This window comes from Rhodococcus sp. 077-4, from assembly GCF_047782425.1.
In the GTDB taxonomy this organism is placed as follows: domain Bacteria; phylum Actinomycetota; class Actinomycetes; order Mycobacteriales; family Mycobacteriaceae; genus Rhodococcoides.
Genome location: NZ_JAJPWC010000005.1, coordinates 84,382 through 101,362, shown reverse-complemented (window position 1 = coordinate 101,362; position 16,981 = coordinate 84,382). Strand labels below are relative to the sequence as shown.

Here is a 16,981-nt window from a genome sequence, read left to right as displayed (position 1 = left end):
ATGCCGCTGCCCACCAGTACATACCGGTTACAACTGCGGGGCGATGCCTTCACCCTGGCCGACGCCTCCGACGTGGTCGAGTACCTGCACGACCTCGGCGTCACCCACCTCTATCTGTCGCCGATCCTGACGGCAACGGACGGGTCGACGCACGGGTACGACGTCACCGACACCGGGACGGTCTCGGCCGCACTGGGGGGACGAGATGCATTGACGCAGTTGCATTCTCGTGCAGCCGAACTGGGCATGGGGATCATCGTCGACATCGTGCCCAACCACGTCGGTGTCGAGGATCCGCGACAGAATGCGTGGTGGTGGGACGTACTGCGCCGCGGCCGCGATTCCGAGTACTCGACGTACTTCGACATCGACTTCGGAGCCGACAACGGGGTGGACGGCAAGATCGCCATCCCCGTCCTCGGTAGCGCAAGCGATGTCGGCGAGCTGACGATCGACCGATCGGAGGACGAGCCACTACTGGCGTTCTACGAGCACCGCTTCCCCATCGCAGACGGCACCGACGGCGAGGATGCGCAGGCCGTGCACGACCGGCAGTCCTACCGGCTGGTGAGCTGGTCCGACGGGCTGATCGGGTACCGACGGTTCTTCTCGGTCAACGGCCTGGCCGGAATCCGGCAGGAAGACCTCGACGTCTTCACCGACTCCCATCGCCAGGTGGCAAGTTGGATCGAGGACGGTCTGATCGACGGACTGCGCGTCGACCATCCCGATGGGCTGGCCGACCCCGCCGGTTACCTCACCGAGCTACGCGGACTCCTCGGTCCCGACCGGTGGCTGGTCATCGAGAAGATCCTGGCCGACGGCGAACCCCTCGACGAATCTCTTCCCGTCGACGGTACGACCGGATACGACGCATTGGCCGCGGTCGGCGGAGTGTTCGTCGATCCCGAGGGCGTGCATGCACTCACCGCGCTGTCGCAGGTGCGCTCGGGCATCGCATTCGACGCCGAGACGCTGCACGAAACAGAGCTCGAACTCAAGACCGCTGTAGCTCGCGGCGATCTGTCTCCCGAGGTGCGACGCCTCGCGCGGGCCGTCGTGCGCGAGTCCGGCACCACGGTCGACCTCGAATCCGTCATCGACGCGATCGTTGCCGTCGTCGCAGCAGTGCCCGTGTACCGAACCGACTACGCGCCGCTCGCCGGCGTACTGCCCGGTGTGATCGCGGAGATCGGTGACGAGCATCCCGAACTGACCGACGGCCTCGGCGCACTCACTACCGCTCTCATCGGCGGAGCCGAATCACCGGTTCGATTCGACCAGGTGTGCGGTGCCGTCACCGCCAAGGGCGTCGAGGACTGCCTGTTCTACCGCGCCAACCGACTGATCTCGCTCCAGGAGGTCGGCGGCGATCCCAGCCGATTCGGTTGCAGCGCAGCGTTTTTCCATCTCACCAACGCAGACCGCGCGAAGCGTTGGCCTGCTGCGATGACCACACTGTCCACGCACGACACCAAACGCGGCGAGGATGTGCGGGCGCGTATCGGCGTGCTCTCCCAGACGCCCGAGTTGTGGGCGCGTTCGATAGCGGATTGGGAAGAAGCTACACCGAGCCCGGACGGTACGACCGGAATGTTCCTGTGGCAGAACCTCTTCGGTGTGTGGCCGGTGGACGGCGTCATTACCTCGACCTTGCGTGAGCGCGTTCACGCCTACGCGGAGAAGGCCATCCGCGAGGCCGCGCTGCGCACGACGTGGACCGCCCCGGACGAGGAATTCGAAACCGCCGTCCACAGCTGGCTCGACGCGATCTTCGACGGTCCCGTCGCGCGTTCGATGACGATGCTCGTCGAGAACCTTGCTCCCCATGGCCATTCCGACGCGCTGGGCCAGAAATTGTTGAACCTGGCCGGGCCCGGTATCCCCGATGTCTATCAGGGCACCGAGTTGTGGGAGGACTCGCTCGTCGACCCCGACAACCGCAGACCGGTCGACTACTCGGTACGCCGGTCGATGCTCGCCGCGTCGAACACCGGTACGCCGTCGCTCGCCACGGGCGCAGCCAAGTTGGCCGTCGTGCGTTCCGCGCTGCACGTACGACGCGAGCGACCCGAGAGCTTCGTCGGCGGAACCTACGCACCGATCGTTGCGGACGGATCCGCGGCCGAACACCTTCTCGGATTCGCACGTGGCCCGGTTCCCGGCATCGCCGACGTGATCGCACTGGCCACCAGATTGTCGCTCGGTGTGTCCGAACGGGGTTGGGGTGAGACAACCGTGACGCTGCCCGACGGCCGATGGCGTGATCGCATCACCGACACCGAGCACACCGGCACAGTCTCCGTAGCAGAGGTGTTCGCCTCACTCCCGGTCGCACTTCTGGTGCGCGACAACGAAGAAGCGGTGGCACAGTGACATCGACAGCAATGACATCGACAGCAATGACATCGACAGCCACACGACGATTCGAGGTCTGGGCACCGACCCCGGAAACAGTCCGCCTCCAACTCGACGGCACGGTGCACCCGATGCAGCGCGCCTCGAACGGATGGTGGCACGCCGACGTCGACGCCGCACCGACCAGTCGATACGGCTTTCTGCTCGACGACGCCGACAAGGCGCTGCCGGATCCGCGGTCGCCGCGTCAGCCCGACGGCGTGCACGAGCTGTCCCAGGTATTCGAAATCGATCCCACGCTGTGGACCGATTCGGATTGGACCGGACGGCAACTGCCCGGTTCCTCGATCTACGAACTGCACATCGGCACGTTCACCGCCGAAGGCACGTTCGACGCGGCCGTGGGCAAACTCGATCACCTCGTCGATCTCGGCGTGACGTTCGTCGAGATCATGCCGGTGAACGGGTTCAACGGCGAGCACAACTGGGGTTACGACGGCGTTCTCTGGTACACCGTGCACGAGGCGTACGGCGGCCCGGAAGGGCTGCAGCGCCTGGTCGACGCCTGCCATCGCCGTGGTATCGGCGTCGTCCTCGACGTGGTCTACAACCACCTCGGCCCGTCCGGCAACTACCTCGACCGGTTCGGCCCCTACATGACCGAGGGTGCCAACAGCTGGGGGCAGGCGATCAACTACGCCGAGGCCGACTCGGGCGAGGTGCGGCGCTACGCCCTCGACAACGCGTTGCGCTGGTTCTCCGAATTCCACATCGACGCGCTGCGCCTGGACGCGGTGCACGCGATCGTCGACCACACTGCCGTGCACCTGCTCGAGCAGCTCTCGATCGAAACCCGAAGCCTCTCGGCACATCTGGGTCGCCCCCTGACCCTGATCGCCGAGAGCGACCTCAACGACCCGATGCTGATCACCGCACGGTCGGGCGGCGGCTACGGACTCGACGCGCAATGGGACGACGACATCCACCATGCGATCCACGCCGCGGTCTCCGGTGAACGGCAGGGATACTACGGCGACTTCGGTTCGCTCCAGGGTTTGGCGAACACGTTGCGGCAGGGCTTCTTTCACGCCGGAACGTACTCGACGTTCCGCGGTCGTATTCACGGCCGCCCGTTGGACACCCGACGGATCCCGGCCAGCTCGCTGGTGACCTACACCACCACCCATGACCAGGTCGGCAACCGTGCCATCGGCGACCGACCGGGCTTCTACCTCTCCCCCGGCCAGCTCGCGATCAAAGCTGCCCTGGTACTGACATCGCCGTACACCCCCATGCTGTTCATGGGCGAGGAGTGGGGCGCATCGACACCGTTCCAATTCTTCACCTCGCACCCGGAACCCGAGCTGGGCAAGGCCACCGCCGAGGGACGCAAAGCGGAGTTCGCCGAACACGGCTGGGACAAGAGCGACATCCCGGATCCGCAGGATCCCGAGACGTTCACGCGGTCGAAATTGAACTGGTCGGAACTCGGCGACGGCGATCATGCACGACTGCTGGCGCTCTACCGCGATCTGTTGAAGCTGCGCCGCGACAGGACCGAACTGACCGATCCGTGGCTCGACCACGTCAAGGTGGACTACGACGAGGACGCCAAGTGGATCGTCGTGCGCCGCGGCCGGCTCAGCGTGGTGTGCAACCTGTCCGAATCCGCTGTGACGGTTCCGGTCGGCGGCTCACCACTGCTCGAGTGGGAGCCGACGACCTCCGACGAGACAGGTTCCGCGACAACGATTCCCGGTCACTGCGTCGTCGTGCTGGAATCCTGACGCCTGCGTAGATTGACCAGAACGAACACGGCGGTGATGGCCAGCACCACCGCGGTGGCGACGGCCGCGACATGCATGCCCGACACGAATGCAGCATGTGCGGAATCGAGCAGAACGGTCGCCACCGAGTCCGGCAACTCACGAGCCACCGCATCTGCACCGCCGAGCGTCTCGGCAGCTCGGGCACCGAGCTCGGGAGTCAGTTGCGAGGTGTCGATCCCGCGTCGGAAGATGGCCATGACAACGGTGCCGAGAATCGCCACTCCCAGCGCGATTCCCAGCTCGTACGCGGTTTCCGACACGGCGGACGCAGCCCCCGCCCGCTCCGGTTCGACGGCACTGACCACCAGATCGGACGTCAGGGTGATCGCGACACCGACGCCGGCTCCCACCAGCACGAACCCGGCGATGAACAACACCGGGCTGCTGTCCGTCCCGAGACCGACGAGAACGCCCGCGCCCGCAGCAGCGGCGAACATTCCGGTGCCGAGGACCGTGCCCGCGGTGAAGTAGCGGAGCAGAACGGCGGCGAGCAGCGAGGTCACGATACTGGCGGCCGTACCCGGCAACAGCAACAACCCGGCCTCGAGCGGGCTGTTGCCGAGCACGAGCTGCAGGTACTGCGAACCGAAGAACAACACGCCGGCGAGGGCGAACACCGACAGGAAGTTCGTGGCGACGCCCGTCGAGAACGCCCGGTTGGCGAACAGCCGCAGATCGATCATCGGGGCGTCCAGGGTCCGCTGCCGTCGGACGAACAACACCCCGGCGATGACACCGACTACCGCGGAGAGTAGGTAGACGATGTCGAATCCGTGTGCCGCAGTCTCTTTCACCGCGAACACCATCGGCACGATAGCGAGCATCGACAGCGCCGAGCTCGGCAGATCGAAGCGACCCGGGTTCGGATCCTTGGACTCGGGAATCACCAACGGACCCAACGCAATCAGCGCGACCATGACGGGAATGTTGATGAGGAACACCGAACCCCACCAGAAGTGCTCCAGCAACCAGCCGCCGACGAGCGGACCTGCGGCGGCACCGCCGCCTGCCATTGCGCCCCACACGCCGATCGCGGCGACGCGCTGACGCGGGTTCAGGAAGATGGTGCGAATCAGTCCGAGAGTCGCCGGCATCAGAGTCGCGCCGGAGATGCCCTGCAGCACCCGCGCGGCGATGAGCATCTCCGCGCTGGACGAGACGGCAGCGACGAGCGAGGCGATACCGAAGCCCGCAGCGCCGATGAGGAGCAATCGGCGTCGGCCGATTCGGTCTCCGAGCGTGCCCATGGTGATCAGCAGGCCGGCCAGGACGAACGAGTAGACGTCGATGATCCACAGCAGCTGATTGCTGGTCGGTGCCAGATCCGAGCTGATGAACGGCAGCGCCAGGTCGAGGACAGTGCCGTCGACCGCGATGAGCAGTACGGCGAAGGCCAGGACCACCAACCCGAGCCAGTCTCGCGGGGTTGCCCGATGCTGAGATGCTCCATCGACCTCGGGCACCGAACCGGTGCGCACGTCACTCACGTCAATACTCCTACGTTCCGCGTTCGGTCGAGCCCGTGGACCGGTCCGAACGACGACAAGTACCAACCGTCCAGCCGGTACAGTGATCGAGCGTACCGCGAACCGTCCAGCCGGTAAAGTGAGTTTCATGTCATCGGACACCCGCGACCGAATACTCGACGCACTCGAATCGGTACTCCTCGAACACGGCATGACGAAAGTGACCCTGGACGGCGTCGCCGCAGCCGCCGGAGTGTCGAAGGGCGGTTTGCTCTATCACTTCAAGACCAAGGATGCATTGGTCGCTGCCATGGTCCGACGACTCGCAGTACAGGCCGATCAGCAGCGCAGCGACGCCGCGGCGGGCGGTACGTCGGTCGCGGAGTGGTATCTCCAACCGCCGGACAGCATCTCCGAAAAGGAAATCGAGTTGTATCGCTCGACCCTGGCGGCACTGCGCAGTGTGGACGGGAACTCGGGCGAGGTGCAGGACGCGGTCGTCGACATGATGCAGCAATGGGACGAGGGCCTGCGAACCGAGATAGACGATCCGGTCCAAGCCGAGATCATCCGGCTCGTCGGTGACGGGATCTACCTCGGTGCCGTGCTCGACCTGCCACCGGTCGACCCAGAACTGCACAAACGGGTCGTCGATCGCCTGCTCGGCCGGTAAATTTTGCCGAGGTTGTCGGGCTCAGGTCAGATAGCGGTACACCGGGGAGCCCGGTTCGAGTTGTTCGACCTGCAGGTGCGAATCCCTCATGCGTTCGAGGAGCGGACCGAGCCCACTCGCTGCCCCGAGCTCGATGCCGACCAGCGCGGCACCGGTCTCGCGGTTGTTCCGCTTGACGTACTCGAACAGCGTGATGTCGTCCTCGGGGCCGAGCACCTCGTCGAGGAAGCGGCGAAGCGCCCCTGGTTCCTGCGGGAAGTCGACCAGGAAGTACTGCTTGAGTCCCAGATGAACCAGAGATCGCTCGAGGATCTCCCCGTAGCGCGAGACGTCGTTGTTGCCCCCCGAGACCAGGCACACGACGGTACTGCCCGGCGCGATGTCGAGGTGCTCGAGCGCAGCGACCGCAAGCGCTCCTGCGGGCTCGGCGATGACGCCCTCGTTCTGGTATAGCGCCAGCATCGCAGTGCAGATCGCACCCTCGTCGATCTGGGTGACGAGGAACGCCCCGGGGCCGGAGCTGTCGAACACCGGCGCGGTGAGCAGTGGCAACGAGGCGTGCGAGACCACCCTCGCCCCGAGCGACTGCAGCGCGGCGTACGGAACGTCCCCGATGCGGCGGACGGCTGCTCCATCGACGAACGGATCGATGTCGGAGAGCGTCACCGGACCACCGGCGATCAGCGCAGCGGTCATCGACGCAGCTCCGGACGGTTCGACACCCACCAGCGACGTCTGCGGCGCGCGTTCGCGCAGATAGCTCGAGATGCCCGCGATGCATCCGCCGCCGCCCACGGGCATCACAACGACATCGGGTGCACCGCCGAGCTGCTCGACGATCTCCTTCGCGATGGTGCCCTGACCGGCCACGGTGCGCGGATCGTCGAACGGCGGCACCATCGTGGCCCCGGTACGGGCGACATCCTCCGCCGCGGCAGCGGCGGCAGCGTCGAACGTGTCGCCGATGACGATGAGATCCACGAACTCTCCGCCGTGCACCCGGATACGGTCGCGCTTCTGCTTCGGCGTGTTCGCAGGAACGTAGATGCGGCCGCGCACCTGCATCGAGCGACACGCGAACGCGACACCCTGCGCATGGTTTCCGGCGCTGGCCGTCACCACGCCCACCGCGCGTTCTTCCTCCGTCAGCTGATCCATCAGGTTGTACGCGCCGCGGATCTTGTACGACCGCACGATCTGCAGATCCTCGCGCTTGAGGTACACCTGCGCGCCCGTCTCCGCAGACAGTCGCTCGCACAGCTGCAGAGGGGTTGCCGCAACCACCGAAGAAATTCGCACCGCAGCGTCATCGATGTCGGCAGCGGTGACGGCTACCGGCGATGGGTGCTGGGAAGCGAGTTCAGGGGATGAAGACACCAGCACATGCTGCCACCAGCGTGGAACGGTTCCCCATCCGGGACCGTTCCACGGCCGGGCAAGAGGCGATTCAGGCGCGTGAGAGCACGAAGACCGGTATCTCGCGGTCGGTCTTCTTCTGGTACTCCGCGTAATCGGGGTAAGCGGCGACGGACCGTTCCCACCACACAGCCTTCTCGTCGCCGGTCACTTCACGTGCGATGTAGTCGTGCTTCTCGGTCCCGTCCTGCAACTCGACGAGCGGCTCAGCCTTGACGTTGTGGTACCAGACGGGGTGCTTGGGAGCGCCTCCCAGCGAGGCGACGATGGCATATTCACCGTCGTGTTCGACCTTCATCAGCGGCGACTTGCGCAGCTTGCCGCTCTTGTTGCCCTTGGTCGTCAACAGCACGACCGGCATTCCGTTGAGCGAGGTGCCCTCGGTTCCGCCGGAATTCTCGTACAGTTCGGCCTGCTCACGGGCCCAGTCGGATGAACTCGGTTCGTATTCTCCTGTCAATGGCATGATTTTCAGTCAACACCTTCTGCCGCCGCGACGCCACGAGATCGCCGAAATTCCCAGGCCCGCGCCACAAGTTCGGTGGCCCGAATCTTTTGCGGGTGTAGTCTGAACTTCCGCCAGCGGAGAGCCGAACCCGCGGACGGTCGGTGTGGCAGCAGAGGAGAACACGATGACCTTCACGAGCACGCGGGTGAACGATCGATCCGCCGTAGCCCTACGCAGTGCGGATGTAGCAGGCGTCGCGTGGCCCGTCTACAAACTCGAAGCCCTCACCCTCGGAGTTATCGTGTTCGCCGCGACCCTTGTCATCGCTGGTTCCTTGCAGGCGGCGGTCCTCGGCGGCGCAGCGATCACCGTCGTGGCCTGGTGGACGCTGCGCCTGACCGAACTGGGATCCGCCGGTCGCGTGTGGGGCGGGCAGACATCAGCCCGTCAGGCAGCCGGGCCCCAGTAGCGCCTTCAGGTCTCCCATCAACGCCGACGTCGGCGTGACGCGCAGGCTGTCGTCCAGCTTCATCGTGGTGATCTTGTCGCCACTGACCAACCGCAGATGTACGTCCGACGTTCCCGGATGGCTCGACAGCACCCGCTTGAGGGCACCGACCTTGTCTGCCGTGCACAGCCGAGTCGGCAGGCTCACTGCCAAAGGCTTGTCGATACCGATCGCGGACAGATCCGGCACCGCAAGATCGTTGGCAATCAACGAGATTCGGTCGTCACGCACCGACACACGGCCCTTGACGAGTACCACCGAGTCCTCGGTGACGTCGGCACCGAACACCGAGTACGCCTGCGGGAAGAACAGCACCTCGATACCACCGGCCAAATCCTCGAGCTGAGCCGACGCCCACGTCAGACCGTTCTTGTTGATCCGCCGATTCACCGAGGCCAGAATTCCGCCGACGGTGACCTGGGTGCCGTCCTTGATGTCACCCTCGAGAATGGTGGGGATGTTGCAATCGGACTTCGCAGCCAACATGTGCTCGACGCCCAGGAGCGGGTGGCCCGAGACGTACAGACCGAGCATCTCGCGCTCGAGTGCGAGCCGATGCTTGGATTCCCATTCCTCGTCCGGCACGCGCACGTTGAACACCGCGGAGATGGACTCGTCGGCATCCTCGCCACCGAACAGGTCGAACTGCCCGATCGCCTCGGCCTTCTTGGTGCCCATCACCGCATCGATCGCATCGGCATGGATCAACATCAGACCCTTGCGGGGATGATCGAGTGAATCGAAAGCGCCTGCCTTGATGAGAGATTCGGTGACCTTCTTGCTGCACGCGATCGCGTCGATCTTGCCGAGGTAGTCCGAGAAATCGGTGTACTTGGACTTCTCCGATCGCGCCCTGATGATCGAGGCGACCACGTTGGTGCCGACGTTGCGCACGGCACCGAGACCGAATCGGATGTCCTTGCCCACCGACGCGAAGTTGAGTTCGGACTCGTTGACGTCCGGCGGAAGCACCGTGATGCCGAGCTTGCGGCAGTCCGCCAGGTAGATCGCGGCCTTGTCCTTGTCGTCGCCGACACTGGTGAGCAGACCGGCCATGTACTCGGCCGGGTAGTTGGCCTTGAGATACGCCGTCCAGTACGACACCAGACCGTAACCGGCGGAGTGAGACTTGTTGAACGCGTAGCCGGCGAAGGGCAGCACGGTGTCCCACAGCGCCTTGATGGCCGCCTCGGAGAAGTCGTTGTCCAACATGCCCTGCCGGAACCCGGCGTAGGCCTTCTCGAGCTCGGAGAGCTTCTTCTTACCCATCGCGCGACGCAGCAGGTCGGCCTGGCCGAGGGTGTAGCCGGCGACCTTCTGCGCCAGCTGCATGATCTGCTCCTGGTAGACCACCAGGCCGTACGTCTCACCGAGAATCACCTTCAGCGGCTCCTCGAGCTCCGGGTGAATCGGCTTGACCTCTTGCCTACCGTTCTTGCGGTCGGCGTAGTCGTTGTGCGAGTTCATGCCCATCGGACCGGGGCGGTACAGGGCGAGGACGGCGACGATGTCCTCGAAACCGGTGGGCTGCATGCGACGCAGCAGGTCTCGCATCGCGCTGCCGTCGAGCTGGAAGACACCGAGAGTATCTCCGCGGGAGAGCAAGTCGAAGGTCGCCGGATCGTCGAGCGGCAACGCGTCGAGGTCGATCTCGATCCCGCGGTTGGCCTTGATGTTGTCGATGGCGTCACCGATGACGGTGAGGTTGCGCAGACCGAGGAAGTCCATCTTGAGCAGGCCGATGGCCTCGCACGACGGGTAGTCCCAGCCGGTGATGATCGCGCCGTCCTGCGCGCGCTTCCACACCGGGATGGCGTCGGTGAGCGGCTCGGAGGACATGATGACCGCGCAGGCGTGCACGCCCGCGTTGCGGATCAGGCCCTCGAGGCCCTTGGCCGTCTTGTAGATGGTCGCGACGTCCGGGTTGGAGTCGATCAGCGCTCGAACCTCGACGGCTTCCTTGTAGCGCTCGTGCGAGGGGTCGGTGATTCCGGCAACCGAGATGTCCTTGGCCATGATGGGCGGCGGCAGCGCCTTGGTGATCTGATCGGCGATGCCGAAGCCGGGCTGCCCGAACTGCACTCGCGCGGAGTCCTTGATGGCGGCCTTGGTCTTGATGGTGCCGAACGTGATCACCTGCGCGACGCGATCGCTGCCCCACTTCTCGGTGGCGTAGCGCACCATCTCGCCGCGGCGACGATCGTCGAAGTCGATGTCGATATCGGGCATCGACACACGCTCGGGGTTGAGGAATCGCTCGAACAGCAGACCGTGCGGCAGCGGATCGATGTTGGTGATGCCCATGGCGTAGGCGACCAACGATCCGGCAGCAGATCCTCGGCCGGGGCCGACACGGATGCCGACAGCCTTGGCATGGTTGATCAGGTCGCCGACCACGAGAAAGTAGGCCGGAAAGCCCATTTCGAGGATGACCTTGATCTCGTACTCGGCCCGTGCCAGGTAGTCCTCGGCAGGGCCGTCGGGGAACCGACGATCGAGACCGGTCATGACCTCGTGACGCAACCAGGTGCCCTGGGTGTGGCCCTCGGGCACGGGGAAGATCGGCATCCGGTCACGGTGCGCCCACACCTCGTCGTATGGCTGGACTCGCTCGGCGATCAGCAGCGTGCTGTCGCAGGCACCGGGGACCTGGTCGTCCCAGAGTGCGCGCATCTCGGCGGCCGACTTGAGGTAGTAGCCGTCGCCGTCGAACTTGAAGCGAGTGGGATCGCTGAGCGTCTTACCGGTCTGGATGCACAGCAGCGCCTCGTGGTTCTCGGCCGCGTCCTTGGTGACGTAATGGCAGTCGTTGGTGGCCAGGGGCGGGATCGACAGCTTCTTGCCGATATCGAGCAGGCCCTCGCGGACGCGTCGCTCGATGGACAGGCCGTGATCCATCAATTCCAGGAAGAAGTTCTCCGGTCCCCAGATCTCCTGCCACTTGGCAGCAGCCTCCAGCGCCTCGCGTTCCTGGCCGAGTCGCAGCCGCGTCTGCACTTCTCCGGACGGGCAGCCGGTGGTGGCGATGATGCCCTCGGCATGCGAGGCGATGATCTCCTCGTCCATCCGGGCCCACTTGCCCAGCTGGCCCTCGATCGACGCCAGCGACGACAGTTTGAAGAGATTTCGGACGCCGGTGGCGTTCTCGGCGACCATCGTCATGTGCGTGTACGCACCGCTACCGGAGACGTCGTCGGACTTCTGGCTCCGATCGCCCCACAGCACGCGCTTCTTGTTGAACCTGGACTCCGGGGCGATGTAGGCCTCGATGCCAATGATCGGCTTGATGCCGGCCTTCTTGGCCTCGTTGTAGAACTCACTGGCCCCGTACATGTTGCCGTGGTCGGTCATGCCGACTGCCGTCATCTCCAACCGCGCCGCCTCGGCGAACATCGCCCCGATCTTGGCGGCGCCGTCGAGCATCGAATATTCGGTGTGGTTGTGCAGATGAACGAACGAATCGGCCACGAAGGTTCTCTCCTGAAGGTCGTGCGTTATCGAAAATACGAGCCGCGAACGTACTCACTGTAGGCGGTGGGACCGACAGAATTTTCGTAGCTGCCGGTGTGTCCTGGGACGACGTGACAGGTGTGACGGAAGCGACGAAAAGACATCATGCGATCGGCACGGGACCGTCGTCGGGCAACGGTGCGACGACATCGACGTGCTCCGGCAGCAGCGGTTCGACGGCGAATTTCCCGGACACCGCATCCGGCGGAAGTGCCTGCACCGCCCGCACATCGGCGCGGCTTGCCACGTCGGTCAACTCGACCGGGGTTCCGCGCATCACCACGGTCACCACACACGCACACCCGTCGAGCAACCGGCGCTGCGACACTGCGGCGATCTGTGCCTGCCGGTCCGACGCCCCGAGCGATTCCTCCAGCAGGCTCGCTGCACGCGCAGTCGAATTCAGTACCGACCGTTCGCTGCCCGACACGCCGACGGTCACTATCGGAGTCTGCACGCGATCGAGCGGAACACGCAGCAGCACCTGCGAGATACGAACACCACCAGCGACCTCGTAGGCCTGTTCGGCAGTGAGTTCACGATCGAACGACACCGATGCCCACCGGGTTTCAGGGTTGTCGGTGCGCAGGCTCGCCTCGGCGCGGGCCACATAGTCGATCACCTGCTCGCCGCTGTCCGGGCCGAGCCGGTCGGTGCTCACGCCCAGCTGTCGTACCGGATTCAGGTACCCGATGACGGCGAGCACCCCGACGACAAGGGCAGCAACGAGGACACCGCCGACCACGCCGGAGACTCCCCTGCTGCGCATCACGCCTTCCGAAGCACCTCGAGTGCATGCTCGAGGTCGGCCGGATACTTGCTCTCGATCTCGACCCAGCGGCCGTCGGACGGATGCGCGAAGCCGAGCGACCGAGCGTGCAGCCACTGCCGTTCCAGACCCAACCGTTCGGCCAGCCGCGGATCGGCGCCGTAGGTCAGATCCCCGCAGCACGGATGCCGCAGAGCCGAGAAGTGCACCCGAATCTGGTGCGTACGGCCGGTTTCCAGATGCACGTCCAGCAGACTCGCCGCCTGGAACGCTTCGACCGTGTCGTAGTGGGTGACGCTGGGCTTGCCGTCGGCACGGACGGCGAACTTCCAGTCGTTGCTGCCGTGACGACCGATCGGAGCATCGATGGTTCCGCTGCTCGGATCCGGATGGCCCTGCACCAATGCGTGATAGCGCTTGTCGATGGTCCGCGCCTTGAACGCCCGCTTGAGGACGGTGTATGCCCGCTCGGACGTGGCGACCACCATCACCCCGGACGTTCCCACGTCGAGGCGGTGCACGATGCCCTGCCGCTCGTGCGCGCCGGAGGTCGAAATCCGGAAACCTGCCGCCGCGAGACCGCCGATGACCGTCGGACCGGTCCAACCCACACTGGCATGGGCAGCGACGCCGACAGGCTTGTCCACGGCAACGATGTCGTCGTCCGCGTAGAGGATCTCCATCCCCTCGACCGGCTCCGCCTCGATCGTCAGCTCACGGGCCGGCTCGGGCAGCGTCACTTCGAGCCATGAGCCCGCAGCCAGCCGATCGGACTTGCCGACGGCACCGTGATCGACCAGAACGGAGCCCTCCTCGGCCAGGGTCGCAGCGACGGTACGCGAGAGTCCCAGCAACCGAGCGAGACCGGCGTCGACCCGCATTCCGTCCAGACCGTCGGGCACCGGCATCGAGCGTGATTCCCTCACGTGTCGGCCTCGCCGGCGTCGGACTTCGACTTCGTCACCCGTTCGCCGTTCGGCTCGAAACCGAACAGGCTCAGCACCACGAGCAGGATCGCACCACAGACGATGGACGAGTCGGCCACGTTGAACACCGGCCACCAGCCCACCGACACGAAGTCGACGACATGGCCCTGGAACGGCCCCGGTGCACGGAAGAAGCGGTCGATCAGGTTGCCGAGAGCGCCGCCGAGAACCAGACCCAATCCCAGCGCCCACCACGGCGAGCGCAGCGTCCGGCCGATCTTGATCACTCCGATGACGACGGCCACAGCCACGACCGTCAGCAGCCACGTCATCCCGGTGGCCATGGAGAACGCCGCACCGGGGTTGCGTACCAACCGCAACGTGACCACGTCTCCGACAATCTCGATCGGGTTGCCGGGCTTCACGAAATGGACGACCAGAATCTTCGTCACGAGATCGAACAGCAGGATGACGGACGCAATCGCTATCAGCAGCCGGGTCTTGAGAGGCTTCACCGGTCCATTCGAGGCGCTGTCGGTATCGGTCACCTGCGAGTCCGCGGTCTCGTGCGGTGCCGAAACATCACTCGTCTCGGCCGGCGGATCGTCGGTGCGGTCTTCACTCACCTGTCCATCATGGCGCATCGGAGTCGGCTGGTCCTCATCCGTGCCGCTCACTGCCGATCACCGCGCACTACCGATCACTGCGGGCGGTGTCAGTAGCCTGGTGCCCGTGAAGTCGACCCATCGCATCCGCACCGTCCGCTCCGGTTTTCTCGCTGCATGCTGTGTGGTTCTCGTCGCCGGATGTTCGAGTACCGACGCCGACCCCGCGCCCGAGCAGGCCGCGTCCTCGAACGAGGTGACGATCGCCGTGACTCCGACGACCACCACCGTCGTCGACGCAGGCACCGAGCCGCGGCGCGTGCTCGCCTTCGACACGGACGGGCAGGACGAGCAGAACATCGATCTCACCACCACTTCCACCGTCCAGCAGCAGATCAACAACGGTGCGCTGCAGGACTTCTCCAGTCCCGAACTGACCGTGCCCCTGTCCGCGTCGACGTCCGATACCGTGCCGGACGACGACGCCGCGACCGGCGCAACACGTTCGGTCGAGCTGACCATCGGAGCAGCGACGTCTCCCGACGAAGGACTGACCGACGCACTCTCGGCATCCGAGGGCTCGACGGCGCGGCTTGCGAGCACCGACTCCGGAGCGATCACCGCACTGCACATCACGCCGGCCGAGGCGGCGCTCGATACCGCCCGCGCCGCGATCGAACGATCGTTGAACGCCGCGGTGTACCGCTCCATAGACTTTCCCGACGCCGAAGTAGGAGTGGGAGCGGTGTGGACCGTCGACCAACAAGTGCTCAGCGGCATCACTCTGAACCAGCGCACCACCGTCACCCTGCGGGCACTCGACGGTGACCGGGCGAGCCTGGACATCGCCATCACCCAGTCGCCCGAATCGACGACATGGAACCTGCCCGACAACTCCGGCACGCTGAACATCGCGTCCTACACGTTCACCGGCTCGGGAACCCTCGACATCGATCTGAACCAGCCGCTTCCCGTCGCCGGATCCATCAGCGCGGGAGGAGAGCAGATGTACACCGACCCCGACAGCACGACCGTGCTCCGCCAGACGGTCGGAGACTCGACCACCTGGGGTGCCCGATGACACCGGCCGGCGCGCAGACCAGAGCGGTCTTTGCACTGGCGCTTGTCGGCGTCACCGCAGCCGGATGCAGCGCAGACGAACCGGCACAGACCCCGGTGCCCGTTCCCAGCGCCGTCGCCGCTCCCGATCCCCTGCGCGGTGCCCCCATCTCCGACTCCGGGGTTCTGGCCGCAGCAATGTTGGGGCTCGGCGACCTTCCGGGCGGGTTCTCCTCGATCCCCGACCCGGTCCAGGATCTCGGGCTCGACCCGGCACCGGAGTACGACGCACCCGACAAGTCCAGTACCGACCCGGCCGAATGCGCGTCCGTGCTGGCACCGATCTCGGAGCAGCGCGACGGTGCAGTGGCGTCGGCAGTGGCCCGCTTCTCCGGACCCAACTTCTCCTCGATCGACGAGGATGCGGCCAGCTACTCCGGCACGGGGACCGCCGAAGCCTTTGCAGCGATTCAGCAGGCGTGGGCCCGGTGCACGACGTTCAGCGGCACGGATGCGGACGGAGTGAAGGTCGACTATGCGGTCGCAGGCCGGGAGCAGTCCCCTATCGGCGATGCATCCACCTCGGTGCGCGTCACCACCGGCAGCGCAGGATTCACGTTGGTGTCCGACGTGGTGGTGGCCGTGGTCGACTCGACTGTCGCGCAGATCGTGGTCTCGGATCAGAGCGGACTCGAACCCGAGACCGTCACCGCTGTCGCCGAGAAGGCCGTCGAGCGCATTCGATCGGTGACGCCGAACATGTGATCCGCACCGATCCGGGCAACGAAGAACTGCCGGTGACATATCCCCGAGGGGACGTGTCACCGGCAGTTCTTCGTTTTTTCAGGAACGATCGGCAGGACTCAGGGTGCGGGGCACGCCGGGCTGGTCAGCTGCGCGAGCGAGACGATGCCGCAGGCGTTCTCCTTGGAGAGCTTCCAGACGCCGTCTTCCGGGACGAACTGGAAGGTGCCGGGGTTGGCCTGTCCGTTGAGCGTGATCGTGATGCCGGCATTGAGGACGCCGGTACCGAGATCGTCGATGCTGGTGATCTCGATCTGTGCATTGTTCGCCACTGCGGCGGCGGCGACCTGGTTGATCAGATCGGGATCCTCGGACGCGCCCTGGATCAACGCTGCCTTCTCCTCGACCGGCACGTTGGGATCGAGTCCACGCATGAGCTGAGTGTTGAGCTCCTCGACGGTGGGTGCCGGCGGGTAGGCACCACCCTCGGGTGCGGGGGCCGAGGCCGAGGTGGTGACGGCCGACGTCGTCGTGGTCGTCGTGCCACCCTCCTCGGAGCCGCAGGCGGTCATGGTCAGTGCGGCGGCGATGGCGAAGCCGGCAACCATCGTCCGTCGGGTGTTACGAAGCTTCAAGTGCTTGTCCTTTTCACTCTTCGGTCACGGTAGAT

At 65.4% G+C, this 16,981-nt stretch carries 14 protein-coding genes; 6 read left to right on the top strand and 8 right to left on the bottom strand.

All coding sequences use genetic code 11. The annotated features are described in order from the left end of the window. Together treY and treZ are read left to right on the top strand one after the other, a co-directional pair. Positions 1 to 2,376 (top strand): malto-oligosyltrehalose synthase, encoded by a 2,376-nt coding sequence (treY, locus tag ACNEOT_RS22390; protein ID WP_415976805.1) that lies wholly within the window; start codon positions 1 to 3, stop codon positions 2,374 to 2,376. Between the two features lie 26 nt (positions 2,377 to 2,402). Beyond that, the gene (gene treZ / locus ACNEOT_RS22385; RefSeq protein ID WP_415976804.1) at positions 2,403 to 4,145 is read left to right on the top strand and encodes a malto-oligosyltrehalose trehalohydrolase; all 1,743 of its coding nucleotides are present in this window, start codon (positions 2,403 to 2,405) and stop codon (positions 4,143 to 4,145) included. Here treZ and ACNEOT_RS22380 read toward each other — a convergent pair. Then, the gene (locus ACNEOT_RS22380) at positions 4,118 to 5,674 is read right to left on the bottom strand and encodes an MFS transporter (RefSeq protein ID WP_415976803.1); all 1,557 of its coding nucleotides are present in this window, start codon (positions 5,672 to 5,674) and stop codon (positions 4,118 to 4,120) included. The genes treZ and ACNEOT_RS22380 overlap by 28 nt on opposite strands. 127 nt (positions 5,675 to 5,801) lie before the next feature. Between ACNEOT_RS22380 and ACNEOT_RS22375 the strand changes: the two genes are divergently transcribed. Then, positions 5,802 to 6,326 (top strand): TetR/AcrR family transcriptional regulator, encoded by a 525-nt coding sequence (locus tag ACNEOT_RS22375; protein ID WP_415976802.1) that lies wholly within the window; start codon positions 5,802 to 5,804, stop codon positions 6,324 to 6,326. Between the two features lie 21 nt (positions 6,327 to 6,347). Here ACNEOT_RS22375 and ilvA read toward each other — a convergent pair whose 3' ends face one another. Then, on the bottom strand, positions 6,348 to 7,703 hold the full coding sequence (gene ilvA, locus ACNEOT_RS22370) for a threonine ammonia-lyase IlvA (protein WP_415976801.1): 1,356 nt from the start codon (positions 7,701 to 7,703) through the stop codon (positions 6,348 to 6,350). Positions 7,704 to 7,773: 70 nt separating this feature from the next. Next, a complete protein-coding gene (locus ACNEOT_RS22365) occupies positions 7,774 to 8,208 on the bottom strand; it encodes a nitroreductase family deazaflavin-dependent oxidoreductase (RefSeq protein ID WP_415976800.1) in 435 nt (144 codons plus the stop codon). Positions 8,209 to 8,374: 166 nt separating this feature from the next. On the opposite strand from ACNEOT_RS22365, the gene ACNEOT_RS22360 reads away from it, so the two are divergent. Next, positions 8,375 to 8,659 carry a hypothetical protein gene (locus ACNEOT_RS22360; protein WP_415976799.1) on the top strand — a complete coding sequence of 95 codons (285 nt, stop codon included), beginning with the start codon at positions 8,375 to 8,377 and terminating at the stop codon, positions 8,657 to 8,659. Here the strand turns inward: ACNEOT_RS22360 and dnaE are convergent. The 4 genes from dnaE to lspA all read right to left on the bottom strand — a co-directional run bounded on the left by dnaE (position 8,630) and on the right by lspA (position 14,451). Continuing rightward, complete coding sequence (gene dnaE, locus ACNEOT_RS22355; RefSeq protein ID WP_415976798.1) at positions 8,630 to 12,166, bottom strand: DNA polymerase III subunit alpha; 3,537 nt, start codon at positions 12,164 to 12,166, stop codon at positions 8,630 to 8,632. The two genes, ACNEOT_RS22360 and dnaE, sit on opposite strands and share 30 nt — an antisense overlap. A gap of 145 nt (positions 12,167 to 12,311) precedes the next feature. Further along, positions 12,312 to 12,977, bottom strand: coding sequence for a hypothetical protein (locus tag ACNEOT_RS22350; RefSeq protein ID WP_415976905.1), 666 nt, complete (start codon positions 12,975 to 12,977; stop codon positions 12,312 to 12,314). Beyond that, on the bottom strand, positions 12,977 to 13,903 hold the full coding sequence (locus ACNEOT_RS22345) for an RluA family pseudouridine synthase (protein ID WP_032394372.1): 927 nt from the start codon (positions 13,901 to 13,903) through the stop codon (positions 12,977 to 12,979). Before ACNEOT_RS22345 ends, ACNEOT_RS22350 begins: the two co-directional genes overlap by 1 nt. After that, the gene (lspA, locus tag ACNEOT_RS22340; protein WP_415976903.1) at positions 13,900 to 14,451 is read right to left on the bottom strand and encodes a signal peptidase II; all 552 of its coding nucleotides are present in this window, start codon (positions 14,449 to 14,451) and stop codon (positions 13,900 to 13,902) included. Before lspA ends, ACNEOT_RS22345 begins: the two co-directional genes overlap by 4 nt. A 184-nt stretch (positions 14,452 to 14,635) precedes the next feature. Here lspA and ACNEOT_RS22335 point away from each other — a divergent pair, with 184 nt between their 5' ends. Together ACNEOT_RS22335 and ACNEOT_RS22330 are read left to right on the top strand one after the other, a co-directional pair. Beyond that, a complete protein-coding gene (locus tag ACNEOT_RS22335; protein WP_415976797.1) occupies positions 14,636 to 15,589 on the top strand; it encodes a hypothetical protein in 954 nt (317 codons plus the stop codon). Continuing rightward, positions 15,586 to 16,332: a hypothetical protein gene (locus ACNEOT_RS22330; RefSeq protein WP_415976796.1), complete on the top strand. Its 747-nt coding sequence runs from the start codon at positions 15,586 to 15,588 to the stop codon at positions 16,330 to 16,332. The genes ACNEOT_RS22335 and ACNEOT_RS22330 overlap by 4 nt, the downstream gene beginning before the upstream one ends. 98 nt (positions 16,333 to 16,430) lie before the next feature. Here ACNEOT_RS22330 and ACNEOT_RS22325 read toward each other — a convergent pair whose 3' ends face one another. Next, positions 16,431 to 16,946 carry a hypothetical protein gene (locus ACNEOT_RS22325; protein ID WP_415976795.1) on the bottom strand — a complete coding sequence of 172 codons (516 nt, stop codon included), beginning with the start codon at positions 16,944 to 16,946 and terminating at the stop codon, positions 16,431 to 16,433. Positions 16,947 to 16,981: the final 35 nt, after the last annotated feature.